Source organism: Rufibacter sp. JT20002, from assembly GCF_056491185.1.
Map to the genome: position 1 here is coordinate 2,158,342 of NZ_JBSZJY010000001.1, position 24,238 is coordinate 2,182,579.

Consider the following 24,238-nt stretch of genomic DNA (forward strand, 5'->3'; position numbering starts at 1 on the left):
TTTCCGGAAGACATATTCTAAACAGAAAAGACAGAAATAACTCATCAGCACATTAAAGCATTAGCACATTATAACTATGATACAGTTAATCGACATCGAAAAAGTCTACCGCACCAAAACCATTGAAACGGTAGCCCTCAACCGCGTGAACCTGGAGGTAGAACGCGGCGAGTTTGTCTCCATCATGGGACCATCGGGTTGCGGAAAATCTACGCTGCTCAACATCATGGGCTTACTGGATGAACCTACCAGCGGGTACGTGGCCATTGACGGCCAGCCGGTGAAAACCCATTCAGACAGCAAACTGGCCAAGCTGCGCAATGAGAAAATTGGCTTCGTGTTCCAGAGTTATCACCTGATCCATGACTTAAGCGTGGTGGATAATGTGGAGCTGCCGCTGCTGTACCGCAATGTGTCAGGCAGTGAGCGCCGGAAGAGAGCGCTGGCTGCGCTGGAGAAAGTAGGTTTGAGCGCCCGCACCAAGCACTTTCCTAGCCAGCTCTCGGGTGGTCAGAGGCAACGGGTAGCCATTGCCCGAGCCTTGGCCGGTAACCCCGAGATTATCTTAGCCGATGAGCCTACCGGAAACCTGGACAGCGTGATGGGTGACGAGATCATGGACATCTTGCTGCGCCTGAACCAGGAAGAAGGCACCACCATTGTGATGGTAACCCACGACGAGAACATGGCCCTCAAAACCAACCGACTCATCAGGTTCTTTGACGGGCAGCAAGTGGCAGATTCCAGAGTACTAGAAGCCCAGATTTAACCGGTACGGCCATGTTAAGAAATTATCTGAAAATTGCCTGGGCGGTGCTGCAACGCCGCAAGTTCTTCACCTTCATCAGCCTCTTCGGGATCAGTTTCACCTTGATGGTGCTCATGGTGGTGACCTCGCTCTATGACCATGCCTTCGGGCCGCAAATGCCAGAGCGGGAATCTGACAAGCTTCTTTTTGTGAACAACATGCGGGAGCAGTTCAAAGAAGGGTATACCAACAGCAGTCCGCCCAGCTACTATTTCCTGAACCGCTTCGTGCGTCCGCTGAAAACCCCGGAGAACGTCTCTATCAACTCTGTCTTTACCTCGGTGAACAGCTACGTGAACAACAAAAAGCTGACCCTAGACCAGAAACACACCGATGCTGCCTTTTGGGATATTCTGGATTTCAATTTCATAGAAGGCCGGCCGTTCAGTGTGCAGGAAGTGGAAAACGCCACCCGCGTAGCGGTCATCAATCAGAATACCCGCAAAAATTACTTCGGGGACAAAGAGGCGGTAGGCCAGACTATTGAAGTAGACCAGGTAAAATACAAAGTAGTGGGAGTGGTGGAAGACGTGCCGGTGCTGCGTCTGCATTCCTACGCCGATGTTTGGGTGCCGATCACCCTCAAAAGCCAAGATTTCAAACGCACCGATCTGAAAGGAACCTACTTTGCCACCATCAAGGCAAAGCAGGCAAGCGATGTGCCCAAGATCAAGGATGAGTTCGCATCCATGATGCTGCAGGTGAACAAGAACAGCAAGCCGGAGGGAGTACAGGAAGTGTTTTCTTTCGCCGATGACATCTTCGGGACCTTTGCCCGCAGCCTCATGGGAGGCGGAAAAACCGATAAATCAGCTATGCTGTACGCTATTCTCGCCTTTGCGGCCTTCCTGTTTATGCTGCTGCCCACCATCAACCTGGTGAACATTAACATTAGTCGCATCATGGAACGGTCTTCTGAGATTGGCGTGCGCAAAGCATTCGGGGCTTCTTCCAAGACCATCATCGGGCAGTTTGTGGTGGAGAATATCTTTCTTACGCTACTAGGCGGTATGTTGGGCTTCCTGATTTCGGCGGGGGTGCTGGAGATGATCAATGACAGCGGCATCATCGCTTACGCCTCTTTGGGGCTGAACCTGCGGGTATTTGCCTGGGGGGTGTTGCTCTGCCTTGTGTTCGGGTTGGTTTCCGGGGTGTACCCCGCTTTTAAAATGTCACGCTTAAACGCCGTTGAGGCACTGAAAGGAGGCTCCAAATGATACGCCATCTGTTTAAACTGATTTGGAATCAGAAGAAAAGCAACTTTCTCTTGATCACAGAAATCTTCTTTTCCTTCCTGGTGCTCTTCGCGGTGCTTAGTTTCATCTTCTACAATTACCACAACTACACCAAACCGCTGGGCTTCAAGTATGACAACGTGTGGCAACTGTGGCTGAATCCCAGTACCGATTCATCGGCGCATAACCTGGCCGTGCAGCAGCAGTTGATTCAGCGGGTGCGCAGCTTCCCCGAGGTGGAATATGCCTCGCTCTCCAATTCTAATACCCCGTTTGCGTTCAGCCAGATGAACAATGTCTTGTCTTACGGTGGTAAAAAGGATGTAGAAGCCGACGTCTTTGATGTGCAGGATGATTATAAAAATGTAATGAGCATGGAAGTGAGTCAGGGCCGGTGGTTCGGGCCGCAGGATAATGCCAGCCTGCATGCCCCTATTGTGATCAACAGAAAGCTGCAGGAAGAACTGTTTGGCGAGGAAAATCCTATTGGTAAACTCATTCCCATCAATGACTCTACTCAGTATGCGGTCATTGGGGTGGTAGACCATTACCGGTCTTACAGCGAGTTTGACCCCGAGGAAGCCGCGTATTTCCACCGCATCAATTTGGACAAAAACACAAACTCCATTTGGAACGGATTGGTCATCAAAGTAAAACCTGGCGCGGGCGTGGCGTTTGAGGAGAAAATGGTGCGGGAACTGTCGCGCATCGCCAAAGACTGGACCATTGAGGTGACCACTCAGGAGAAAATGCGCCAAAGTAAAGCCAAAGTAACCACAGTGCCGATGGTGGCCTTAGGATTGGTGTGCGGATTCCTGGTGTTTAACGTGGCCTTGGGCTTGTTTGGAGTGCTGTGGTACAATATCAACCGCCGTTACGCCGAGATTGGGTTGCGGAGAGCCATTGGAGCTTCCTCCAAACAGATCCGGAACCAGTTTGTAGGAGAAGTGCTGGTGATTGCCACCTTCGGGTTACTACTGGGTTTGGTGCTGGCGGTGCAGTTCCCGCTGCTGCAGGTGTTCCAGCTTTCGGCCAGTATTTACTGGGAAAGCATAGGAGCCGCTGCCTTCCTGATCTTCCTGCTGGCCACCATCTGCGCGGTGTATCCCAGCTACCAAGCTTCCAAAATCTTCCCAGCCGTGGCCTTGCATGAGGAATAAGTTTAGAATCACCTGTGCGTTTAGCGCCTGTTTTTCAGAAAACGGGCGCTAAACGCAATGGGCATAACTGGCGCGAGTTTATAACTCGTGCCTAAGGATGACGCGAGTCTCCAGACTCGCCGGGAACCATAAATAGTCAAAGTTATCACTAGTCATAGAAGTAAATCCGCCACAGTAAATCAGCTGCCTCGGTTTCGCTGCAGTGCAGCGAGGGTAGTCAGGAGACTACCCAGCATCTGTAGGCACGAGTTACAAACTCGCGCCAGCTAAGAGGAGGCCACGCTTTCATGCTTCCATTTCTCGCTTCCTATTTCAAAAACAGCCTAAAAACGTTACCTTCACTTACCCGCTCCCAGAACCCATGATCCTGATTATTGACGATGACGTAGCCGTACGGGCTTCTTTAAGTTTGTTGCTCAAACAAGCCGGCTACGCTACGGCCCAGGCCGCCGGACCCGAGGAGGCGTTGCAAGTGGCGGCCAGACAAATGCCCCAACTGGCCCTCATGGACATGAACTTCTCCATGGAAACCACCGGTGAAGATGGCTTGCGTCTGTTGAGTCAACTGAAGCAACTGTATCCGTCGGTGCCGGTAATTCTGATTACAGGATGGGGCTCCATCAACCTGGCCGTAGAAGGTTTGAAAGGTGGCGCGGCCGATTTCATCACCAAACCCTGGAACAACGAAGCGCTGCTGCAATCCATTAAAACGGCGTTGGAACTGGCGAAGCCTACTGCAGAAATCCCCACTGGGAAACTCACCCGCAAACAGCTGGACGAGCAGTACGATTTCTCCCTGATTGTGGGCGAAGACCCCGGTCTGCTACAGGTACTCCGCAACATAGGCCAAATCAGCGCTACGGATGCCTCAGTTTTGATTGAAGGCGACAGCGGCACGGGCAAAGAACTCATTGCCGAGGCCATTCACCGGAACAGTCACCGTAAGAAAGCGCCGTTTGTGAAAGTAAATTTGGGCGGTATCTCAGCCAGCTTGTTTGAAAGTGAGATGTTCGGGCACCGTCGCGGCGCGTTCACCGATGCCAAGACAGACCGGGTAGGCCGTTTCGAGATGGCGAACAAAGGCACTATCTTCCTGGACGAGATCGGGGAGTTGGATCTAAGCAGCCAAGTAAAACTGCTGCGCGTCCTGCAGGATCGCACCTACGAAGTACTCGGCGACAGCCGCTCCAAAAGCCTGGACATACGCGTGATCTGTGCCACCAACCGTAACCTGCAGGAAATGGTAGCAGAGGGCAAGTTTCGGGAGGACTTGTATTACCGCATCAACCTAATTACGGTGAAACTGCCCGCTTTGCGCGAGCGTCCGCAAGACATTCCGTTGCTGGTGCAGCATTTCGTGAACAATCTCAAGCACACCTACCACAAACAGGCGCTGCAGGTGAGCAACAAGGCCCTGAAATGGCTACGCGAACAGCCGCTGCCGGGTAACATCCGGGAGCTGAAGAATCTGGTGGAGCGCACGGTGCTGGTGAGCGGCAAGAGCCTGCTGGATGTGGAAGATTTCCAAAACCAGTTACAGGGCGGTTCCAAGAAACTGGACGAGAAACTGCTGCCTTCGGTGGGGGCCATGACCCTGGATGAATTGGAGGCCGGCATGATCAAGAAATCAATGGCCTACTACAACAATAATGTGAGTAAAGTGGCCAAGGCCCTAGGCGTGAGTCGGGGTTCTTTGTACCGTCGTCTGGAGAAGTTCAACATCCCGTATGACGCTGCGGAATAAGTTTATTCTGGCGGCAGTCTTGTTGCACGTGGCGCTGGTGGTGCTGGCCTGGCAACTGCTGGACTACAACAAGTGGCTGTTTGTGGCCGCTGAGGTGCTTATTGCCACCAGCATCTTTCTCACATCCAAGCTTTACACTTCTTTTGTGCGGCCGCTCAATCTCATCGCGGCGGGCATTGAGTCCATTAAGGACCGCGATTTTTCCATTAAATTTATGGAAACAGGCCAAAAAGAGGTAGATCAGCTCATTCATGTGTACAACCAAATGATGGACGAGCTGCGCCAAGAGCGCGTGGTGCAGACTGAAAAACACTTTCTGCTGGAGCGCCTGATTGAGGCCTCTCCTTCCGGCATCATCCTGCTGGACACCCACGACCGCGTCGCCGGACTGAACCCCGCGGCGGCTACCTTGTTGCAGACCTCAGGCAAGAACATGGTAGGAAAGCCGTTAACTGAACTGCCGCACCACTGGGGAAACTCCTTGCCTAAACTTCCCAAAGACGAGCAGCGCATCATCCGGCCGAATGGTATCCAGACGTACCGTTGCCGTAAGATCCGCTTCCTGGACCGGGGTTATCACCGCTACTTCATTCTAGTGGAAGAGCTCACGCAGGAATTGCTGGAGAAAGAGCGGAATGCCTACGAGAAGCTGATCAGGATGATGTCGCACGAGATCAACAATTCCATTGGGGCGGTCAATTCTATCCTGAACTCCTTCTCGTACTTCGCGCCGCAACTAAACGAAGACACCCGTACGGACTTTGACGAGGCGCTCCAGGTCTGCATCACCCGTAACCAGAACCTGGCAGGTTTTATGGCCAATTTCGCCAACGTAGTCCGGATTCCGCCGCCTACCAAACGCGAGACCGATCTGCACCAACTTCTGCAAAGCATTCACCGGCTCATGTCGCACAGCTTTGAACGGAAAAACGTCTGCTGGCAGTGGGACTTAGCCCAAGCTGTTCCGCCTATCGCCATGGATGTGCAGCAGATGGAGCAGGTACTCATTAATGTGGTGAAGAATGCCCTAGAAGCTACCGAGCCGGAAGGATGGGTGAAAGTGCAGACCATCGCCTCTCCGCCTCAATTGTTGATCCAAGACAACGGGCAAGCCATTTCTCCCGAGGTGCAGGAGAAACTGTTCTCCCCGTTCTTCAGCACCAAAGCCAACGGACAAGGCATCGGGCTCACCATGGTGCGCGAGATCTTACTGCACCATGGTTTCCGATTCTCCCTGCAAACCGGCGCTGATGGGGTAACGACCTTTCACATTCAGTTCTAAGGATTGATATTCAACAAAAGAAACCCTCTGTTTGCGGGCTGTTTCTCTACAAACAGCCCGCAAACAGAGGGTTGTACTTTCTGAAGGAGATAGGATTAGATTCTGGTGAATTTATCGGCGTAGCCGCTTTGCTCAAAAAAGGCTTTTGGGTCTTTAATCTCCAAGATGTCTTTTACGGCCTGTTTCTTGTCTGTGGCTTTGTTATAATAAGCCTCGCAGATTTTGTAGCCCATGTAGTAGCCTAGGTCAGCGGGCCAATCAGGACGCTCATTCACACCGTTCGCAATCCAGTTCCTGGAGCGGTCTAGGTACATCTCAGCTTTGAACTTCTCCCAGATTTCCTTCTCTCTGGGGTTGGCGAAGTCATGGATGCGTTTGTTGGTGTTTACGCCTGAAATCAACTCCCCAATAAAATCAGCCATGCCCTCGGTCAACGCACCAGCCAGCAGGGTCGTGTCAGATTTATTGGTCTGGATAAAGTGGATCAGTTCATGGGCAATCAGCGGTGGCACATTGCGCACGTAATTGTAGTTGTTGCGCTCCCAGAGGTTCAATTCATGCAGCGGCACATCATCAGATTTTGAGAACTGGTCAATGCCAATCAGCAGTCCGTTGTCTGACGCCGTACCCGCCGAGTTGTAACGCCCAATTACAAAGTACACGTTGGGAAACGTAGAGGCCGGATACAGTTCCTTCATCTTATGGAAACTCTTGTAGATATCAGCTTTCATGCCGTCTACCTGCAGCGTGTTCTTCCGGATGGCTGGGAAGAAGGCTGTCTTGTTGTTGAGGTTGTTCAGGAACAGCTCCAGAGAACCGATCTTAAACTCAAAGTAGTCCTGTAACCCCGCAGATGCTTTCCCGAAATATTCTTTCTCAAACACCTCTTGCTGGCGTGCCGGGTTTTTGGCAGCCAGGTCATAGGCTTTCCAGAAGTTATGCACGTCAGTGGTAACCAGCTGCGCATTGTCTGGGTTGCCTAAGTGGGCTTGCTGTTTCTCCAGTTGCTTTTCCAGCTTCAGGTACCTTTTGTCTTGTTTAAGAATTTCCAGGTCAGAATCCCGCTTCATGTTAGACAGGTTCTTGTATCCCGCCGCCACGGCTTTCTCCAGATTTTGGAGAGCGGGCTCTTTCTGGCCCATGAGGGCGTAGTCGCAGGCAATGTTGTAGTAGGTGTTGCGGACGTGGGCACCCTTCGGCTCCGCCGCTAAAGCCTGTTGGTACAGGTAGATAGACTCCTGGTAATTCTTCTTGTGGTATTGCTCAGTGGCTTTCTTGTTCAGTTCTGAATAGGCGGGCGGCGTGAAATAAGAAAACACCAGGCTGATGGTGTCTTTGCCGTTAGTAACCCTGAAGCGTTCCCGTTGGTTGTTCTGGTATTTCACCGCCACGCTGTCTTGGCCGGTGTTCACGTGCATGAAGTTAGGCCGGTTGTTAGGGCTGATGCGCACCAGTTTCTCCTTGCCCGCTTCGCTTACCTTGAAGATATGCTTGTATTTGGCCTCTTTTATGGTGAGTACTACAGTGTCTTTGGGGGCGTGCAGTACCGTTGGAGTTGTCTGGGCAAAAAGCTGGCTTGGGGTTAAAAGACCAAGGGCAAGGCAGCTTTTAAGGAGCAGGGTTCTAAAGGGTAGTTTCTGTTTCATAGCATAAGTTGGGTAAGTAGTTCATTTATGTTGCCCTATAGATATCAGTTGCCTGAGAATGGTTGCATGACGCATCCTGTATCTGGGAAATCACTACTTACAGGACAGGCTTAGAACAGTTTTCCCTGCACAAATTGCTGTATTTTTTGGGGCTTCTGTAGTTGTAGGCCGGTCCGTTTCTCTACTTGTTCTGTTAAGTACACCAAGGCAGGGGGTGCATCTAAGACTTCTTTCTGGTGCATGAAGAAGTACACCGTATGTAAGCCCTGCTCCAGCCACTGGTGCAGCCGGTCGGCCCAAGCGTCTAACCGGGTGTAATCAGAAGGTACCAAACCATGACCGTTGAACCTGATCATGGCCACCGGCGTGGTAAGCCGCATGTGCAGCACATCCCTTCGGCCGGCCACATCGGTGATGATGGTGGTGATCTGGCGCTCCTCCATAGTTTGGAAAGCCCTTTGGGTCATTTTAGAGTCTTTAAACCAGTTTTCGTGCCGAAACTCTACCGCCAGTGGCACCTCTGCCGGAAAGTTGAGTAGAAACTGCTCTAGCAGTGGCCATTCATCTGGCCCAAAGAAAGGTGGGAGTTGCAGGAAAGCCATGCCCAAACTATCGCCTAAGCCCAAAATAGCATCACAGAAGCGTTTGGTAGGTTCACCCACGTTTTGCAGGAGTTGGTCATGGCTGATGATCTGGGGCAGTTTAGGGCAGAAGACAAAACCAGCGGGAACCGCCTGGCGCCAACGGTGAATGGCCGTTGCATCTGGTATGCGGTAATGCGTGGTGTTCATCTCCAAGGTGTTGAACTGGCGGGCATACCAGTACAGCAGCTGGGCGTCTTGCGCTCCAGTGGGGTAGTAAGTTCCTAGCCAAGGTTTGTTAGACCAAGTAGGGCAGCCTAGGTAAAGGTTGGGCTTGGTTGGGCGTGCCGCTCGGGCCAATACCTGCGGCGTGGCTGCGTGGTCTGGAGGCAATCTAAAGTCAACATTCCTGATGTCTGGAAGGCGGCCGAAATCCATACAACTAAATATCTGTTTTTGGCTATATAACTGCTAATCTGGTAAGCATTTTACCTGTTTTCTGGTTGGTTCGCTAAATATTTAAGAAAAAAATTTCCCAAATTTCTGAGTTTCTATTTTTCTAAGGATTTCCTTAGAATGAAGGTGTGTCATTTTAATCCTATTTGTAAGTGAAAACTTGCGTTTACTGGCCATAAGCCTAGAAAATTTGTTTGCAGAAAACGACAAATTTGGCATACCACACTTTATGAAATTAGTGATATGGTTGAAAAAACATTTTGGACATTAAAATTAAAACATATAAGTTTAGCAAGTTGCGAGAGACTGTGAAGTACGCAGTTGAACCAAGATGTCTTGTTAGGAAGAAATTTAGCCCTACTTTTGTCGTCTTGAAATTGATGTTCCACCAACAAAACCTAAAATGGGGATACAGAAAATTTACTATGCGCTTACCGTTCTTTTTATCTTTTTCTTCAGTTTTGCACTCTCTGCCACAGGGCAAGAGATAGGCGATAAGCAAAACGGATTAGCCTCCTGGTATGGGGCTAAATATCACGGCCGTCCTACCACAAGTGGTGAGATTTATAACCGCCACAAAATGACGGCCGCTCACAATGAACTTCCTTTAGGCAGTAAAGTAAAAGTCACCAACGTTGCCACTGGCGAGAGCGTGGTGGTGAAAATAAATGACCGGGGGCCTTTCAGGGGTGCCCGCATCATTGACCTTTCTGAGGCCGCTGCCCGCAAGATAAACTACCGGCAAGACGGATTGGCTGAGGTGACAGTGGAAGTGCTGGAATTGCCAGAAGCTTTCTTGGCCAGCAGAGCAAAAAACACTGAGCCAGAAACCAAAGAGGAGACCTCTATTGCAGCAGCTCCGGTTACCGAACGAAAAACTCCGGCAATACCCTCTCAAACCGTTTCTCCTGAGCAAAAGACTACCGAAGTAGCATCAGCGTCTTCGGCGTCTAGTGCCTCTGTTATTTCAGTGAACGCCCCTGTTGCCCCTACGTTGGCGCAAACTCAGGTGTTCGTGATCCAGGCCGGTGCGTTTGGCAGTCTGAGTAACGCCGAGGCCCAGGTGGAGAAAATGCGGAGGATGTACCAGAAGATGCCTATAGCTTTGGTGGAAGAAACCGTTAACGGGCAGAAAGTACACCGTATTTTGGCCGGTAGGTTTGTTTCTAAGGCAACCGCTGAGCAAGCCCGGAGGGATCTAGTTAAGAGTGGGTTTCAGGGATTGGTAAAAGCAGTGGCTGAACCAGCCCCTATGGCCAGCACAGCCGCTAGCACATCTACCCTGTAAGATTCCATTGTTTCGCTTACGCTTACGCCAGGCCTGTAGTCACAGGTCTGGCTTTTGGGTTTCTGACCTGATTTCAGAAAATCGGGTTAAAAGCAGAATTTCTGAATTTTATTTGACGTGATTTGTTCTTGCCTCTATAGCAACTCCAGAATGTGGATTTCACGTAAGGGGTGCTGTATACCATTCAAGAAGCAAAAGGCGTTGTAATCTAAAATTCAGAAAGTAGAAGTCTACTATGGGTGAGATGAGAGTTTGGGCGAAAATGCTGTTGTTTATTCTGGGAGTTGCCTGGGGGCTGCCCTATGAGACACAGGCTCAGATTATAGGCAAAGAGAAAAAGAAGCTGTTTTTCTGGCAGAAAGACAAAGCTGCTTTGGTAGAGGTCCCCATCGATACAGCTATCCTGAATGATTCTCTGGCGAAGCCTTCCTTGGCGACCGCCAAAAAAGACAGTATCTCTGATCCTAAAAACAAAAAGGAGAAGAAAGAGTCTAAAAAGAAAAAGACGTACTTCGGGTACCGCGTGAAAAGAGGCTTTGCCCGGCAGGGAAAAGGCAAGAACGAGATCGTAGAGACCTTTTACTATTTGCCGGAATACAAAGACCCCAATCCGTATGTGCGGGATAAGCACTTCTTTGATGTGAAGAAGCGCAAGATTTTCAGAGCGCCCACCCTTGACCCTTCAAAAACCCAGATGCTCATTCTGCACGGGCCGTACACCAAGATGCGGGGCGATGTATTGATTGAACAAGGCTATTTCTACGTGGGCGCCAAACACCTGCGTTGGGAAACCTTCAGACCAGACAGTACCTTGACGCAGCGGCAGCATTATGAGAAAGGGTTCCTGCGAGATGCCGTGATTACCTACTATGATGCCGCCAAGACCAAGATTAAAGAAGTGATTCCTTACCAATATGGCCAGGTGCAAGGCGAATACTACAAGTTCTATGAAAACGGGCAGTTAGAATGGCAAGGAACTTATGATAAAGGCCGTAAAGTGGGCACCTGGATTAATTTCTATGATTTCAGAGGGCGCCGACAGTTTGAGTTCCAATACGCCGAGTCTGCTTTTGACAAGCCTGTAGAGCCTGTTCTGGTAAAGCAATATGACCGGCACGGCTCACTGGTGTTTGAGAAGAAAGACCAATAACGCTTAAGTAAAAATAATAACAAAGCCCCGTTTGGAACCTGTTTTCTTTAAACAGGCCCCAAACGGGGCTTTTCTTTTTCGTATCCTATCAAATAGTTCTAGGGCCCGTTAGCTTCGTGATGATGGGTGTTGCTGTTCTTAACTAAAGCAAGCTAATGAAAGGCATCTTCAATGTGCAGGATCTCGGGCTTATTTTGGTGCCAGATTATTGAAATTACATCAAACCTAACGTCGTGCTGCCATTGGTGCCGCTCTATATAATGCTCGGCCGCCAATTGCAGCATTTCTTCTTTTCTGGAGGAGACTGCCTCCTCCGGGTAGCCATACTGGTGGTTGCTTCTCGTTTTTACCTCTATTAAGACCAATACCTTGCCCGAGGTGGCTATGAGGTCCACCTCGGCGCGTTTGTAGCGGTAGTTTCTCTCTATTATAGAGTATCCCTTGCCTATCAGATGGTCCGCCGCAGCCTGCTCCCCAAGTTTGCCTAAAATAGTATTATGCGCCATTTTTGGTAGGTGCTGGTTTAATGAGTAATTTGCACAGTTTTCCAGATGCAAAGCCTTCTATACGTGAATAGTAGGTTCCTGTATAGGACATCGCGGAGGCAGGGCTGCAAGGCTAAGTAATATTATTGATAGAGAAAGGTAGGCCCTCAGGACCATGAAGCAGAACAGAGACATCGTTTTTGAGAGGATGGGCTTGGTAGATTACCAGCAGGCATGGGATTACCAGGAGCAGCTTCTGAAGAGCACCGTAAATATAAAAACGCAGAACCGGTCTTTACCTGAGGATCAGAAGCAGGCAACGCCCAATTACCTGCTGTTTTGCCAGCATCCGCATGTGTATACCTTGGGTAAAAGCGGGCATGAGGCGCATCTACTGTTAGATGAGCAGGGGCTGGAAGAAAAACATGCCTCTTTCTATAAGATAAACCGCGGGGGCGATATCACGTATCATGGCCCTGGGCAATTAGTCGCGTACCCTATCCTGGACCTGGAGAACTTCTTTACCGATATTCATCAGTACCTTCGATTGCTGGAAGAAGCAGTTATCCAGACCCTAGCCGAATATGGCCTTAAAACGGGCAGAATTGCCGGATTGACTGGGGTGTGGTTAGATTTTGAGGAACAGAGTAACCCTAGAAAAATCTGTGCCATGGGCGTAAAATGCAGCCGTTGGGTGACCATGCATGGGTTGGCGCTTAACGTGAATACAGACCTAAATTACTTTGGCAACATTGTGCCTTGCGGTATTTCTGACAAGGCGGTGACGTCGCTGGAAAAGGAAGTGGGGCATGCCGTGCCTGTAGAAGAGGTAGAGGAGAAACTGCTTCGCCATTTTGAACAATTATTCGAAGCCAAGATGTTGGTGCGTCAATATGAAGAAAGACATTGATTTTCATGAGGTAGAAGGAGTGTCCGTGGCCATTGCCCGGGATGTGAATGCGTTGGGCTTGGAGGAGTGGAATGTCTACTTTATCAACAACAACGATTTTTACCTGGAGAATGTGCTTGTTTCCTCAAAAGGATACGGGGAGCGGGATGGGCAGGAAGTGAAGACCTCGGTGCTTCGGCACCTGTTTGAGCAGGTAGCGCCCAAAAGTGCCTTGCAGATAGAGCCAATTGACCCTGAGTTGTTTCAAATCACCAATGAATATTTTGTAAGCTACTACATAGGTAGGAACATCCACGACAAACGGTTTTTGTTTGTGCCGGGTAGTGTTGCGGAAGAAAACTTGATTTCAATTTCTATACTGGGCAAAGAGGGAGTTCTGCATTCCTGATCTTTCCCCTTAAAATCTATGCTGGGATGCGCCGCTGGCACAAGGCTCAGAATTATGTTTTTACATTACTTATGGCATGAAATTTTTTACCTACCTACTTTCCTTTAGCTGGTCTTTTTTTATCACTTTATTTGCGATCCCCTCTATTGTTTATGTAGCGCATTTAAAGAACATCTTGGATCAACCTAATAAACGGACGGTGCACGTGTCGCTCACCCCTCGTTTAGGAGGATTAGGGGTATTTGCAGGTTTCATGTCTGCCCTTACCATCTTCGGGGATCTGTCTAATGGCGTACAGCAGGTATTGGCAGGTTGTATTATCCTCTTCTTTGGCGGCCTGAAAGATGACTTGGTTACCATTTCAGCTTTCAAGAAGTTCTTCATGCAGGTGTTGGCTACTGGGGTGGTCATGTTTATTGCAGATATCAGGGTAACCAGTTTCCAAGGCATTTTTGGCATCCATGAGCTACCCGATGGGTTAAGCTATGGCTTTACTTTCTTTACCATTGTAGGGATTACCAATGCCATTAACCTAATTGATGGCTTAGATGGTTTGGCCGGGACCATTGTGACCATTGTGGTGTCTACCTTCGGGTTTTTCTTTTGGTATGCGCATATAGAGTCCTATTCAAATTACGCAGGGGTGGCAGTTTGCTTGATTGGCGGCTTGTTAGGCTTTCTACGGTATAACTTCTACAAAGCCCGAATCTTCATGGGAGATACTGGTTCCCTGCTTTGCGGCTTTGTGGTTTCCATCATGGCCATCCAGTTCATAGAGATGCGGGCGGTACCTTCTTCCCCAATGGTGGCTTTGGGCGTGCTATTTGTGCCTTTGTTTGATACGGTGAGAGTCTCGCTTATAAGAATTTTGAAGGGGGTGTCTCCTTTTGCACCAGATAAGAACCACATCCACCACCGCATCTTGGCGATGGGCTTCAGCCAAGTGTCCACTGTACTTATTTTGGCGCTCCTGAATGTGCTGGTGATTCTGTTTGTCTTTAACTTCTCTCATTGGGGCAACCTGACTCTGTTGCTTTGTCTTCTTGGCTTTTCCTTAGTTCTAAGCTTAGTTTTAGGGCAGTATTCCACAAAGGCAACTACAAGTGCTTAAAGCATGAAATTTTGGGGGGCGGTATTAAGTTTTTGGCTGTGGTGTGGGGTTGCGTTAGGGCAGTCAGAAACCCTAAAGCCACTGCTATCCTCTGACTGGCTTATTTACCAGCCTCGTCAAAATAAACTAGTGCCGTATCTGCCTGATTTTCATAATGAACATCAGGCGCTCTACCAGTGGATTGGCTTAGATAAGTTCACTAATCCTAGGATTGAGTTTGCAGCCCGTAAAGAATTGTGTCTTTTCCTAGATAACCGGTTGGTTTTTGTGGCAGACTCAACGGCACGGTATACCTTAGATTTATCTCCTTTCCTGAAGCCCGGGAAGAAATACCTGCTTACCGTTTGGCACCCAGACCAGCAGCCAGACTATCCCTCTTTTAAAGTTCCCCAGGAGCAGATGGCTTCGTTAGACTCCAGGCCCTCTGCCTTGTATCGGCCTATTCCTAAGCAGCCAGATGCTCACCGAAGCGCCTTGATCTTTTTTATGGTGATTGTAGGCTTGATTTATGGGGCCTTGCGGATGACATTTTACTCAGACTTTGCCAGTATTTTCCGGTGGAGTAGCTTTACGAAGCTTTCCACGCTGGAGGAGGGTTTATTGGCGAAGCCCATCGGGAACTGGTCCAGTATTCTGTTTGTGCTGGCATTTGCCCTTTCTTTTGCCTTGCTTATTGTGGCTGTCCATACCAATCTGGAGGACTTGGCCCTACTAAATCAACTCTTCACCGCCACCCAGGCAGATCTTATCTCAAAGATCCTGCTGTACTCTTTGATGATATTCCTCTTTGTGCTCTTCAAATACCTCTTTCTGCGGTTGATGGGATTTATTTTTGGCGTGGGAGAAATGGTGCTTTCTCAGTACCGGGAGTTCCTGCGTACTTTGCTGGGAATGGGGTTGTTTCTGCCCTTTGTTCTGTTGCTGTATCTAGGGTTGTGGTCCTCTACCCCGGGGGTGGTTTATTGGATTGCCAATGTGAGTATTACAGCCCTTCTGGTCTTTACCGTAATAAGGACTTTCCATACAGTTAGTAAAAAATATTCCCTCAAAAATCTACATTTATTTTCCTACCTTTGCGCCACAGAAGTGATTCCACTGATGATTTTGCTTAAACTGATCGTTTTCGTGTAAAGTGCATCAAAACAGGAATTCTTACAGATTTTAGATTAAAAGTTGTTAAACGACCTTCTAAATATGGCTGACGGTAAAGAAGCGCTGGGTGCTGATAGACATTCAAAGAAAATTTCTAGTATTCTAGTCACACAGCCAAAGCCGGCAAATGATAACTCCCCGTATCTAAGCATTGCAGAGAAATACGGCATCAAAGTAGATTTTAGAGCCTTTATTGAAATTGAGCCTGTTTCTTACAAAGATTTCAGGAAAGATAAAGTCTCTATCCTGGATCATACTGCGGTAATATTTACCAGCCGTAATGCCGTAGACCACTTCTTTAGAATCTGTTCTGAAGGCAAAATTGAAGTGCCTGCTGAAATGAAATATTTCTGTATCTCAGACCAGACAGCGTACTATCTGCAGAAGTACATCGTTCTTAGAAAGCGGAAATTGTTCATAGGAGGAAAAACAGCTTCTGATCTTTTTGATGTGTTGAAGAAGCACAAAAGTGAGAAGTTCCTGTATCCTTGCTCCAACATCAGAAAAGAGGACATTCCTGAGTTCATGCGGGCGAATGGTTTCACTTTCACGGAGGCAACCATGTATAAAACCGTGGCTTCTGATCTCTCAGACCTGGCCGAGGTGAAGTACGATTGTATCGCGTTCTTTAGTCCTTCAGGGGTTCACTCTTTATTTACCAATTTTCCTGATTTTGTTCAGGATGGTACCCGTATTGCAGCATTTGGGCCAACTACTGCTCAAGCGGTTCGTGATGCCGGATTGGAGTTGGACATTGAGGCTCCTATGCCTAACGCACCTTCCATGACGGGGGCTATTGAGGTTTATATCCAACAACATTCTAAGAAAAAGTAAACCCCTTGTTACTTTTCTTCGGTTTGTGCGTAGCATGGTAGGGTTAGAATAATAAGGTTAACTTTTGGTAGTTAATAGATAAATTGCTAGCTTTTGCCAAACGACTCTTGTCTAAACGAGGGTAATTCAATGCTATACATGAAGCACAAATCTGGTCTACTGGTATTTTTGTTTGGGCTCCTGCTCTCTTTCTCGGTGCAGGCGCAACAGTTGCCTCAATTCAGCCATTATGGCTTTAACGGCCAGTTTATTAGCCCTGGGTATGCGGGAGTAAAGGGGCAGACTGAACTAAATGTGCTTTATCGGTATCAATGGTTAGGGTATGACGGAACGTTTGATGCAGGAGGTTCGCCTAAAACAGCCTTATTCACGGTTTCTGCTCCTATCTCGGGCCTGAAGAGCGGAATTGGATTGGTAGTGATGAAGGACGAAATTGGGGCGGTAGATATTTTCAATGCGCAATTAGCTTATTCTTATCACCTATCCATTGGTGGCGGTACTTTAGGAATTGGGGTGCAAGGCGGATTGACCAATATGAGTAAGGGTGGGTATCGGGCAAACGAGCAAGGCGATATCCGGGTACCCTATAACAGTTCTGACCGTAAGTTTGACATAGGTGCAGGTTTGTGGTTTCAGCATGAAAACTGGTATGCCGGCGCGGGTGTAACCAACCTCCTGGGAGCAAACTACCAATTTGAAAATCAACAAAATGATGGCAATTACGGAACTGTTACAGGTGAAAAACACCTTATGGTTACCGCAGGGTATGAGTTAGAACTTTCTGATGCTATAAACGTAATTCCTACGGCTTTGCTTAAACAAGATATGAGCGCCGGTGTCACCTCTGTAGAGTTGGGAGGAAGAGCAACTTTTAATGATAAATTCTGGGGAGGAGCAGGGTACAGGTTTGGGGAGGCAATTACAGGTATGTTAGGTGTTTATCTTTTAAAGGACAACGCACTGAGCTTTGGATATGCGTTTGATTATACCGCCGTAGGTACAGATGCCAAAAGTGCCACCTCCCATGAGGTGATGTTGGGCTACAGACTGCCAAAGCCTAGGAATAATACAAAGCCCCCTATTAGAACCCCCCGCTACTTCTTCTAATTACTTACTTTTAAGTAACATGCATATCACTAACGTTGAGGGAATTGTTGCTTGAATAAAATATTATTTTCTTTGCCTCGTTAGGATATTGATCTTCAAGAAAAAACACTAGTTTTGTTTTTTAATAAGGACATATAGTTGCTATCTTAAAAAATTATAACTGCTAAGCGAAAACGCTGCTTTTTTTCAAGTCCAAGAATATGATTAAGTTTTTACAGTTTTCTGCCATTGCTCTAAGCGTAGTCTTGATGGCAGGTTGTGGTATGGGTAGAGATTCACAGGGTGATGTGATTGGGGCAGAAGATCGCCCGGAATTCAATCCGCAGGAAATTCCTTACGGAATGATTGCTTGCCCAGGTGGTACTTTTCATATGGGGCAAACAGATCAGGATATAGCTGCCAGTATGTCTAACATGAACAAGCAGGTAACTATTGGTGGTTTCTACATGGACGAGACCGAAATCACCAACAATGAGTACCGTCAGTTCGTGGATGCCATTCGTCAGGATTCACTGGATGTTCTTGGGGAGGAGTTTGTAATGACCCAATTATATCCAGATACAACTGTATGGGTGAAAGACTTTACTTATCACATGGGTGATCCATTGATGGAGTATTATTTCTCACACCCTGCATTTGATGACTTTCCGGTAGTAGGAGTAGACTGGTTTGCTGCCAAATACTTCAACAACTGGAGAACAAAACATAAGAACAACTACAATGTAGAAAGCGGGATGGCGCCCATGCCTAGCTTCCGTTTGCCATCTGAGGCAGAGTGGGAGTATGCCGCCCGTGGTGGACGTGACTTAGCTACTTATCCTTGGGGTGGTCCTTACCTGCGTAACGCCAAAGGCTGTATGTTAGCTAACTTCAAACCAGGTCGTGGTGATTACTACAGCGATGGCTTTACATATACTGCGCCAGTAGGACAATATTACCCTAACGATTTCGGTTTATATGATATGTCTGGTAACGTGGCTGAGTGGTGCGAAGATGCTTATTCTGAGGCTACTGTGCCAGTGGTTTGGGATTTGAACCCAACCTACTATGACGACAATGAGCCACGTAAAATTGTGCGTGGTGGTTCATGGAAAGACATTGCCCATTTCCTTGAAACAGGTGTTCGTAACTTCGAATATCAGGATTCTGCCCGTTCATTCATCGGTTTCCGTAGCGCGATGATTTACATTGGACGTTCATCTGACTTCGACTTGGGAAGATAATCTCAGGTTACATAAAAGAGCCTTTATTAATTAATTCCTTAACCCAAATACTTACAATCTAAATCTGTCAAAAAATGAGCAAAGCAAGAGGCAACTTCTTCTTCGATAAGGTGATGCCAAAAATTTATGGTATTGGTGCTGCAGTAGTAATTGTTGGAGCGTTATTCAAAATTCTCCACTTAGATGGAGCCAATGAAATGCTAATTGTTGGTTTGGGTACCGAGGCTATTATTTTCTTCTTGAGTGCGTTTCAACCAAACCCTCCGCATGAGCCAGAGTGGGAGCGTGTATACCCACAATTGCGTGATGATTACGATGGTCCGCTTCCTACTGTACCTGCAGCAGCTGCTGGCCCATCTATCACTGGTGATTTAGACAAGATGTTGCGTGATGCAAACGTAACTCCTGCTACTATCAGCTCTTTGGGCCAAGGCTTAAACCGCCTAAGCGAGACAACCGCTCAGATCTCTGACTTAACAGACGCTACTGTTGCTACTAAGGAATATGCAGCCCGCGTAAGAACGGCTACAGGTTCATTAGATAAAATCAACGATGCATACGGTACTACGTTGCAAGTTGTGTCTCAAATGGCTACTGCTACTGCAGATACGCAAGCGTACCACGCACAAGTACAGCAGGTGACTAAGAACTTAGGTGCACTGAACGCAGTGTATGAAATGGAGCTTCAGGATGCCAACAACCACTTGAAGTCTATCAACAAGTTTTACGGTAGCATCACCAACGCTATGGAGAACCTTACTCAAGCGAGCCGTGAAACTGAGCAATTTAAAGATGAGGTAACTAACCTAACTAAAAACCTGCATTCTTTGAACAACGTGTATGGCAACATGCTAAATGCCATGAGAGGATAATCTCTGCCATTCCTCTATAAATTTAAGATATAATAAAAAGGTAAACACTACAGGATACTATGGCTGGAGGAAAAGAGACGCCACGGCAAAAGATGATCGGGATGATGTATCTCGTACTGACTGCGCTGTTGGCATTGAACGTAAGCTCTGCAATACTTTTAAAATTCCAATTCATTGATGCCAGTTTGATGGAAGTGAACCGCAAAACGGTAAACGACAACAAAGGAGCCGTGAAAGGCATCCAAGCAGCAGTAGAAGAAGGAGCTAGTACAGCAAAAGACAAGCAAGTAGTGGAACAAGCCCAGCAAGTAAGCGCTAAAACCGCTGAGATGGTGGCTTATATCCGTGGCCTGCGTGAACAATTAGAAAAGGAAACCGGTGGGAAAGATGCAGAAGGAAACTACATTAATCCAGAAGCCAACGAGGTAGTGAATGAAGTAATGATTGGCGGTTTGAAGAAAGGAAAGGGATATGAACTAGAGCAACAGCTGAACAACTATGCAGCTTTCTTGCGCCAGTACAATCCAGGAGTTCCTGCTAAACTTGCCATGAATGGTTCAGAAGACCCACGTGTTGCCCAAAACAAAGACCAGCGTAAAAAGAACTTTGCGCAGTTGAACTTTGAGGAAACTCCAATGGTGGCTGCTTTGGCTACATTGGCCCAGAAAGAATCTGAAGTATTGAAATACGAAGCAGAAACCCTTTCTCAGTTAGCCCAAAAAGTAGGTGCAGACATCATCAAGTTTGAGAACATCTTCGCGATGGCTAGTGCTGAGTCTAAGACCGTAGCGGCTGGTACCAAATACAAAGCCGAAATGTTCTTGGCTGCTTCTTCTGATGCAGTAACTCCTACCATGTCTGTTGACGGAAGATCTATTCCGGTTCAAGGCGGAAAAGGTAAAATTGAATTTACCGCTACTGCCGGTAACTACGATTCAGAAGGAAATGCGAAAAAGCAATGGAGAGGTCAGGTACGTTTCCGTCAGGCAAGCGGCCGTGATACCACCTTTACCGTAACGCAAGACTACGTGGTTGCAAAACCAGTAATGCAAATCCAGTCTGCTTCTATCAACTCACTGTACTTCAACTGCGGAAACGAACTAAGTGTACAGGTACCTGCTTTAGGTGCTGTGTATGATCCTTCGTTCTCTGCTTCAGGTGCAACTGTGGTAAAAGGAGCTAAAAAAGGATTCTTGACCATCATCCCTACTTCAAGACAAGTAAAACTAAATGTGAGCAGCGGCGGAAACGCAATCGGTTCACAAGACTTTACTGTGAAACTGGTACCAAGACCACGTGTAGTAGCTTCTGCTAACGGACGCCCAGTTGATGTAGTGAAAGGAATGCCAGCTCCAGGACCTCGTACCTTGTCTGTACAGGCTATTCCTGACGAAAGCTTTAAGAACCAATTACCGAAAGATGCCCGTTACAGAGTGACACAATACACCGTGTATCTGGTGCGTGGTAGCCGTCCGGTTGGTTCAGTACAAGGAACAGGACCAACTGTGAGTTTAGGTAATTTGGCTGGCCAGGCTCGTCCAGGTGACAGAATTGCCATCGACGTGAAAGAAATTCGTCGAATGAACTATCGTGATCAGCAGGAAGTTGTTCCTTCTGATAACTCAAGTATCACGTTTCAGCTTAACTAGTAGTTAATTAAAGTACCATGAAGAAGTTAATTGTGTTGGGTTTAGCGGGTCTGCTTAGCATGCCGGTTGTTAGTATGGCGCAAAAGCGTACTACTAAAAAGTCAACTACTTCTGCGCAGAGAGCACAGCAAAGTGCCGCTGCACAAGCTGCCGCTGAGAAAGCGCGCCAGGAAGAGTTAGCTCGCCAGCAAGAAATGCAAAAGCAAGCCGAATTGGCACAGGCAAGAATGGATAGCTCTTTGGCTGCGCCTGCTTCTGCCAGACCAATTCCGCCCTCTGATGTAATGTTCAAGAAAACAGTTTGGAGAGCGGTTGATTTGCGCGAAAAGCAAAACCTACCAATGTTCTCCAGCGGAAAGCAAATCTCTAAGCTGATCACTGAAGCGGTGAAACGTGGTGAGTTGCAGCCTTACCGTTCAGATACCTTGAACACCCCTATCACTGCTCAGGAGTTTTTTGGCAACATGACTCCTGCTGAAACAAGTGGTGGATTAACCGAAGCTGAGAAAGCAGCAGGTTTTGATGCTCCGGCCGCTGTAGAGGATGACGGATGGGGAACACCTGCTCCAGCTAAGAAAGCTGCTACACCAGCCAAGAAAGGCACTACTCCTGCTCCGGCTGCTGCCGTAACTACAGGCAATGAGCTTCTTCCTAATGAGCTGTACAAACTTGAGATCAAAGAGGATGTGGTATTTGATAAAAAGCGTTCAAGACTTTATCATGATATCCAGGCCATCACCCTGATCATGCCCGCGAAGTACAACAGCCTTGGATTTGAGAAACCAATTGCGTCTTTCAAATACAGCGATTTGGCTAGAGTTTTCAGAGCGCACCCAGACGAGGCACTTTGGTTCAACGCTCAGAACGATGCACAGCACAAGAACCTAGCCGATGCTTTTGACTTATGGTTGTTCAGCTCGTACATCACTAAAGTTTCTAACGTTGGTGATGCCCGCTTAGAAGAGCAATATGGTGGTGGTAAAAAAGGCTTATTGGCCGCTCAACAAGCCATGGAAGAACTCATTGAGTTTGAATACAGCTTGTGGAGCTACTAGTCTCCAGAAATAATAACAGAAAAGGAGGTCAGAAATGATCTCCTTTTTTTATGTCCTGTGATCTAGCAAAGTTGGGGAGTGACTAAAAGACAATCACAAGGGATAGCTACATCAGCATGAGTAGACATAATCTTGAAAGGAGGTGGATGGGTTTTAGGCTAATTTTATTAAAAGAGGCCTAAAAAGGAAGTGGTTCAAAATGGAAGTTGCGGGTACTAATGGGAAGAAAGTAGAAGTGAGTTGTTTCTGCGCTGTTTTCTAGAAAACAGCGCAGAAACAACTCACTTCTTTTCAGTTTGGGAGAAGTAATCTACCAAAAGACGTGCTTTGCTCTTTCCTACTTCGCTCTCCAGTTCTTCCTGAGAGAGTTCAGCGATCTTTTTCACTGATTTGAACTTACTAAGAAGCTTCTCGGCACTAGCAGGACCTAAACCTTTGATCTTAGTTAACTCGGTTTGCAAGGTACCAGCATCACGCAGGGAGCGGTGGAAGGTGATGCCAAATCGGTGTGCTTCGTTCCGAAGGCGCTGGATCAACTTAAGGGTTTCTGATTTCTTGTCAATGTAAAGTGGAAGCGAGTCTCCTGGGTAAAAGATCTCTTCAAGGCGTTTGGCAATACTCACAATAGCTACTTGCCCGTAGATGCCTAGATCCTTCAAGGCTTTCACCGCCATACCTAATTGGCCTTTACCACCATCTATGATAATCAACTGCGGTAAAGAGGCACCCTCATCTATCAACCTGCGGTATCTCCGTGTTACCACCTCATACATGGAAGCGAAGTCATCAGGGCCTACTACGGTCTTTATGTGGAAATGCCGATAATCTTTTTTTGAAGGTTTCGCATTCCGGAAGCAAACCATGGAAGCAACCGGGTTGTCTCCCTGAAAGTTTGAGTTATCAAAACACTCAATATGCTTGGGTAATTCGGTAAGCCGAAGGTCACGTTTCATGGTTTCCATGATGCGTACCTCATTGCTGTCTTTAGACTTGTCCTGCATGCTCTCTTTCTCCTTGCGTAGATACAAGGCATTTTTCAAAGAGAGATTTAGCAGCTTCCGTTTATCGCCTATTTGAGGAACCGTGATGGTGATGCCTTCCAACGGAAGAACCAGATCATCAATGTTCACCAGAATCTCTTTAGAGGTGCTTTCAAAGTCTTGACGTAGCTGCATGATCATGGAAGCCAAGATATCCTGATCTGTCTCCTCCAGTTTCTTCTGCAACTCTAAGGATTGAGTTCCGATAATAGAACCGTTCATCACCTTTAAGTAGTTGATGAAGGCGCACTTTTCATTAGACGTAATAGTGAAAACATCTATGTTGGTAAGCGTATGGCTAACCACGGTAGATTTTGCCTGAAAGTCATCCAACAGGTCCAACTTCTGTTTGTACTGATGGGCTAACTCATACTGGTAATCCGCAGCAGCGGCAGACATAGCTTCTTTGAAGTAATTTTTAGCTACCGTGAGATTCCCAGAAAGGATGTTCCTGATTTGTTGAATGTGTTGGTTGTATTCTGTTTCATCGTAGAGGCCCTCGCACGGACCTTTACAGTTACCGATGTGGTACTCTAGACAAACTTTGAATTTACCAGCCTCAATGTTAGCCGGGCTCAAGTTATAGCTACAGGTACGCAGCGGGTACAAGGTCCTGATCAGTTCCAATACCACGTACATGCTGGTCACACTAGGGTAGGGACCAAAATAGCGTGAGCCATCATTCAGTTTGTTCCTAGTGCTGAGCACTCTGGGGAACCGCTCATTGGTGATGCAGAGATATGGGTAAGACTTGCCATCCTTCAGCAGGATGTTGTATTTAGGCTGATGCTGTTTTATAAGGTTGTTCTCCAGTAAAAAAGCATCAGCCTCGCTGTCTACAATGGTAAACTCTATCCGCTTGATCTGCGAGATCAGCTTCAAGGTTTTCTTGTTGTGCTGGGTGGATCGGTTAAAATAGGAACTTACCCGCTTGCGGATGTCAATAGCCTTGCCCACGTAAATGATTCCCTTGTCATCATAGTATTTGTAAATGCCAGGGCGATGGGGCAAATGCTTCAGTTGCTCTTTTAATGATTCCTCCACAGTCTTCTCTTAGCTTCT

The 24,238-nt window shown here is 47.5% G+C and carries 21 protein-coding genes; 17 read left to right on the forward strand and 4 right to left on the reverse strand.

Annotation, left to right across the window (positions count from 1 at the left end):
- Positions 1–76: 76 nt before the first annotated feature.
- The 5 genes from ACW9SV_RS08615 (at position 77) to ACW9SV_RS08635 (ending at position 6,229) form a co-directional block, all read left to right on the forward strand.
- The gene (locus tag ACW9SV_RS08615) at positions 77–769 is read left to right on the forward strand and encodes an ABC transporter ATP-binding protein (RefSeq protein ID WP_479556330.1); all 693 of its coding nucleotides are present in this window, start codon (positions 77–79) and stop codon (positions 767–769) included.
- Positions 770–780: 11 nt separating this feature from the next.
- On the forward strand, positions 781–2,025 hold the full coding sequence (locus ACW9SV_RS08620; protein ID WP_479556331.1) for an ABC transporter permease: 1,245 nt from the start codon (positions 781–783) through the stop codon (positions 2,023–2,025).
- A 50-nt stretch (positions 2,026–2,075) separates the two neighbouring features.
- Entirely contained in the window at positions 2,076–3,203 is a 1,128-nt protein-coding gene (locus tag ACW9SV_RS08625) for an ABC transporter permease (protein ID WP_479556332.1), read from the forward strand.
- Between the two features lie 361 nt (positions 3,204–3,564).
- On the forward strand, positions 3,565–4,947 hold the full coding sequence (locus tag ACW9SV_RS08630; protein WP_479556333.1) for a sigma-54-dependent transcriptional regulator: 1,383 nt from the start codon (positions 3,565–3,567) through the stop codon (positions 4,945–4,947).
- Entirely contained in the window at positions 4,931–6,229 is a 1,299-nt protein-coding gene (locus ACW9SV_RS08635) for a sensor histidine kinase (protein WP_479556334.1), read from the forward strand. Before ACW9SV_RS08630 ends, ACW9SV_RS08635 begins: the two co-directional genes overlap by 17 nt.
- A gap of 95 nt (positions 6,230–6,324) precedes the next feature.
- Here the strand turns inward: ACW9SV_RS08635 and ACW9SV_RS08640 are convergent, their stop codons facing one another.
- Both ACW9SV_RS08640 and ACW9SV_RS08645 read right to left on the reverse strand, forming a co-directional pair.
- Complete coding sequence (locus ACW9SV_RS08640) at positions 6,325–7,875, reverse strand: gliding motility protein GldB-related protein (RefSeq protein ID WP_479556335.1); 1,551 nt, start codon at positions 7,873–7,875, stop codon at positions 6,325–6,327.
- A gap of 110 nt (positions 7,876–7,985) precedes the next feature.
- A complete protein-coding gene (locus ACW9SV_RS08645) occupies positions 7,986–8,894 on the reverse strand; it encodes a DUF72 domain-containing protein (protein ID WP_479556336.1) in 909 nt (302 codons plus the stop codon).
- Between the two features lie 421 nt (positions 8,895–9,315).
- On the opposite strand from ACW9SV_RS08645, the gene ACW9SV_RS08650 reads away from it, so the two are divergent.
- Positions 9,316–10,200, forward strand: a complete 885-nt coding sequence (locus ACW9SV_RS08650; protein WP_479556337.1) for a septal ring lytic transglycosylase RlpA family protein — start codon at positions 9,316–9,318, stop codon at positions 10,198–10,200.
- A gap of 235 nt (positions 10,201–10,435) precedes the next feature.
- A complete protein-coding gene (locus ACW9SV_RS08655) occupies positions 10,436–11,350 on the forward strand; it encodes a toxin-antitoxin system YwqK family antitoxin (RefSeq protein ID WP_479556338.1) in 915 nt (304 codons plus the stop codon).
- Positions 11,351–11,502: 152 nt separating this feature from the next.
- Here ACW9SV_RS08655 and ACW9SV_RS08660 read toward each other — a convergent pair whose 3' ends face one another.
- Positions 11,503–11,856 (reverse strand): YraN family protein, encoded by a 354-nt coding sequence (locus tag ACW9SV_RS08660; RefSeq protein ID WP_479556339.1) that lies wholly within the window; start codon positions 11,854–11,856, stop codon positions 11,503–11,505.
- 154 nt (positions 11,857–12,010) lie between these two features.
- Between ACW9SV_RS08660 and lipB the strand changes: the two genes are divergently transcribed.
- The 10 genes from lipB to porN all read left to right on the forward strand — a co-directional run bounded on the left by lipB (position 12,011) and on the right by porN (position 22,136).
- Entirely contained in the window at positions 12,011–12,745 is a 735-nt protein-coding gene (gene lipB / locus ACW9SV_RS08665; protein ID WP_479556340.1) for a lipoyl(octanoyl) transferase LipB, read from the forward strand.
- Complete coding sequence (locus ACW9SV_RS08670; protein WP_479556341.1) at positions 12,729–13,133, forward strand: hypothetical protein; 405 nt, start codon at positions 12,729–12,731, stop codon at positions 13,131–13,133. The genes lipB and ACW9SV_RS08670 overlap by 17 nt, the downstream gene beginning before the upstream one ends.
- A gap of 175 nt (positions 13,134–13,308) precedes the next feature.
- The gene (locus tag ACW9SV_RS08675) at positions 13,309–14,244 is read left to right on the forward strand and encodes an MraY family glycosyltransferase (RefSeq protein WP_479556342.1); all 936 of its coding nucleotides are present in this window, start codon (positions 13,309–13,311) and stop codon (positions 14,242–14,244) included.
- A 3-nt stretch (positions 14,245–14,247) separates the two neighbouring features.
- Entirely contained in the window at positions 14,248–15,375 is a 1,128-nt protein-coding gene (locus tag ACW9SV_RS08680) for a DUF4271 domain-containing protein (RefSeq protein WP_479556343.1), read from the forward strand.
- A 63-nt stretch (positions 15,376–15,438) separates the two neighbouring features.
- On the forward strand, positions 15,439–16,230 hold the full coding sequence (locus ACW9SV_RS08685; protein WP_479556344.1) for a uroporphyrinogen-III synthase: 792 nt from the start codon (positions 15,439–15,441) through the stop codon (positions 16,228–16,230).
- Positions 16,231–16,368: 138 nt separating this feature from the next.
- A complete protein-coding gene (locus ACW9SV_RS08690) occupies positions 16,369–17,337 on the forward strand; it encodes a PorP/SprF family type IX secretion system membrane protein (protein WP_479556345.1) in 969 nt (322 codons plus the stop codon).
- A gap of 200 nt (positions 17,338–17,537) precedes the next feature.
- Positions 17,538–18,560 (forward strand): T9SS ring complex lipoprotein PorK/GldK, encoded by a 1,023-nt coding sequence (porK, locus tag ACW9SV_RS08695; protein ID WP_479556346.1) that lies wholly within the window; start codon positions 17,538–17,540, stop codon positions 18,558–18,560.
- Between the two features lie 74 nt (positions 18,561–18,634).
- Entirely contained in the window at positions 18,635–19,432 is a 798-nt protein-coding gene (porL, locus tag ACW9SV_RS08700) for a type IX secretion system motor protein PorL/GldL (RefSeq protein WP_479556347.1), read from the forward strand.
- Positions 19,433–19,491: 59 nt separating this feature from the next.
- Entirely contained in the window at positions 19,492–21,081 is a 1,590-nt protein-coding gene (gene porM, locus ACW9SV_RS08705) for a type IX secretion system motor protein PorM/GldM (protein ID WP_479556348.1), read from the forward strand.
- A 17-nt stretch (positions 21,082–21,098) separates the two neighbouring features.
- The gene (porN, locus tag ACW9SV_RS08710; RefSeq protein ID WP_479556349.1) at positions 21,099–22,136 is read left to right on the forward strand and encodes a type IX secretion system ring subunit PorN/GldN; all 1,038 of its coding nucleotides are present in this window, start codon (positions 21,099–21,101) and stop codon (positions 22,134–22,136) included.
- Positions 22,137–22,417: 281 nt separating this feature from the next.
- Here porN and uvrC read toward each other — a convergent pair whose 3' ends face one another.
- Positions 22,418–24,220 carry an excinuclease ABC subunit UvrC gene (gene uvrC / locus ACW9SV_RS08715; protein ID WP_479556350.1) on the reverse strand — a complete coding sequence of 601 codons (1,803 nt, stop codon included), beginning with the start codon at positions 24,218–24,220 and terminating at the stop codon, positions 22,418–22,420.
- Positions 24,221–24,238 lie beyond the last annotated feature (18 nt).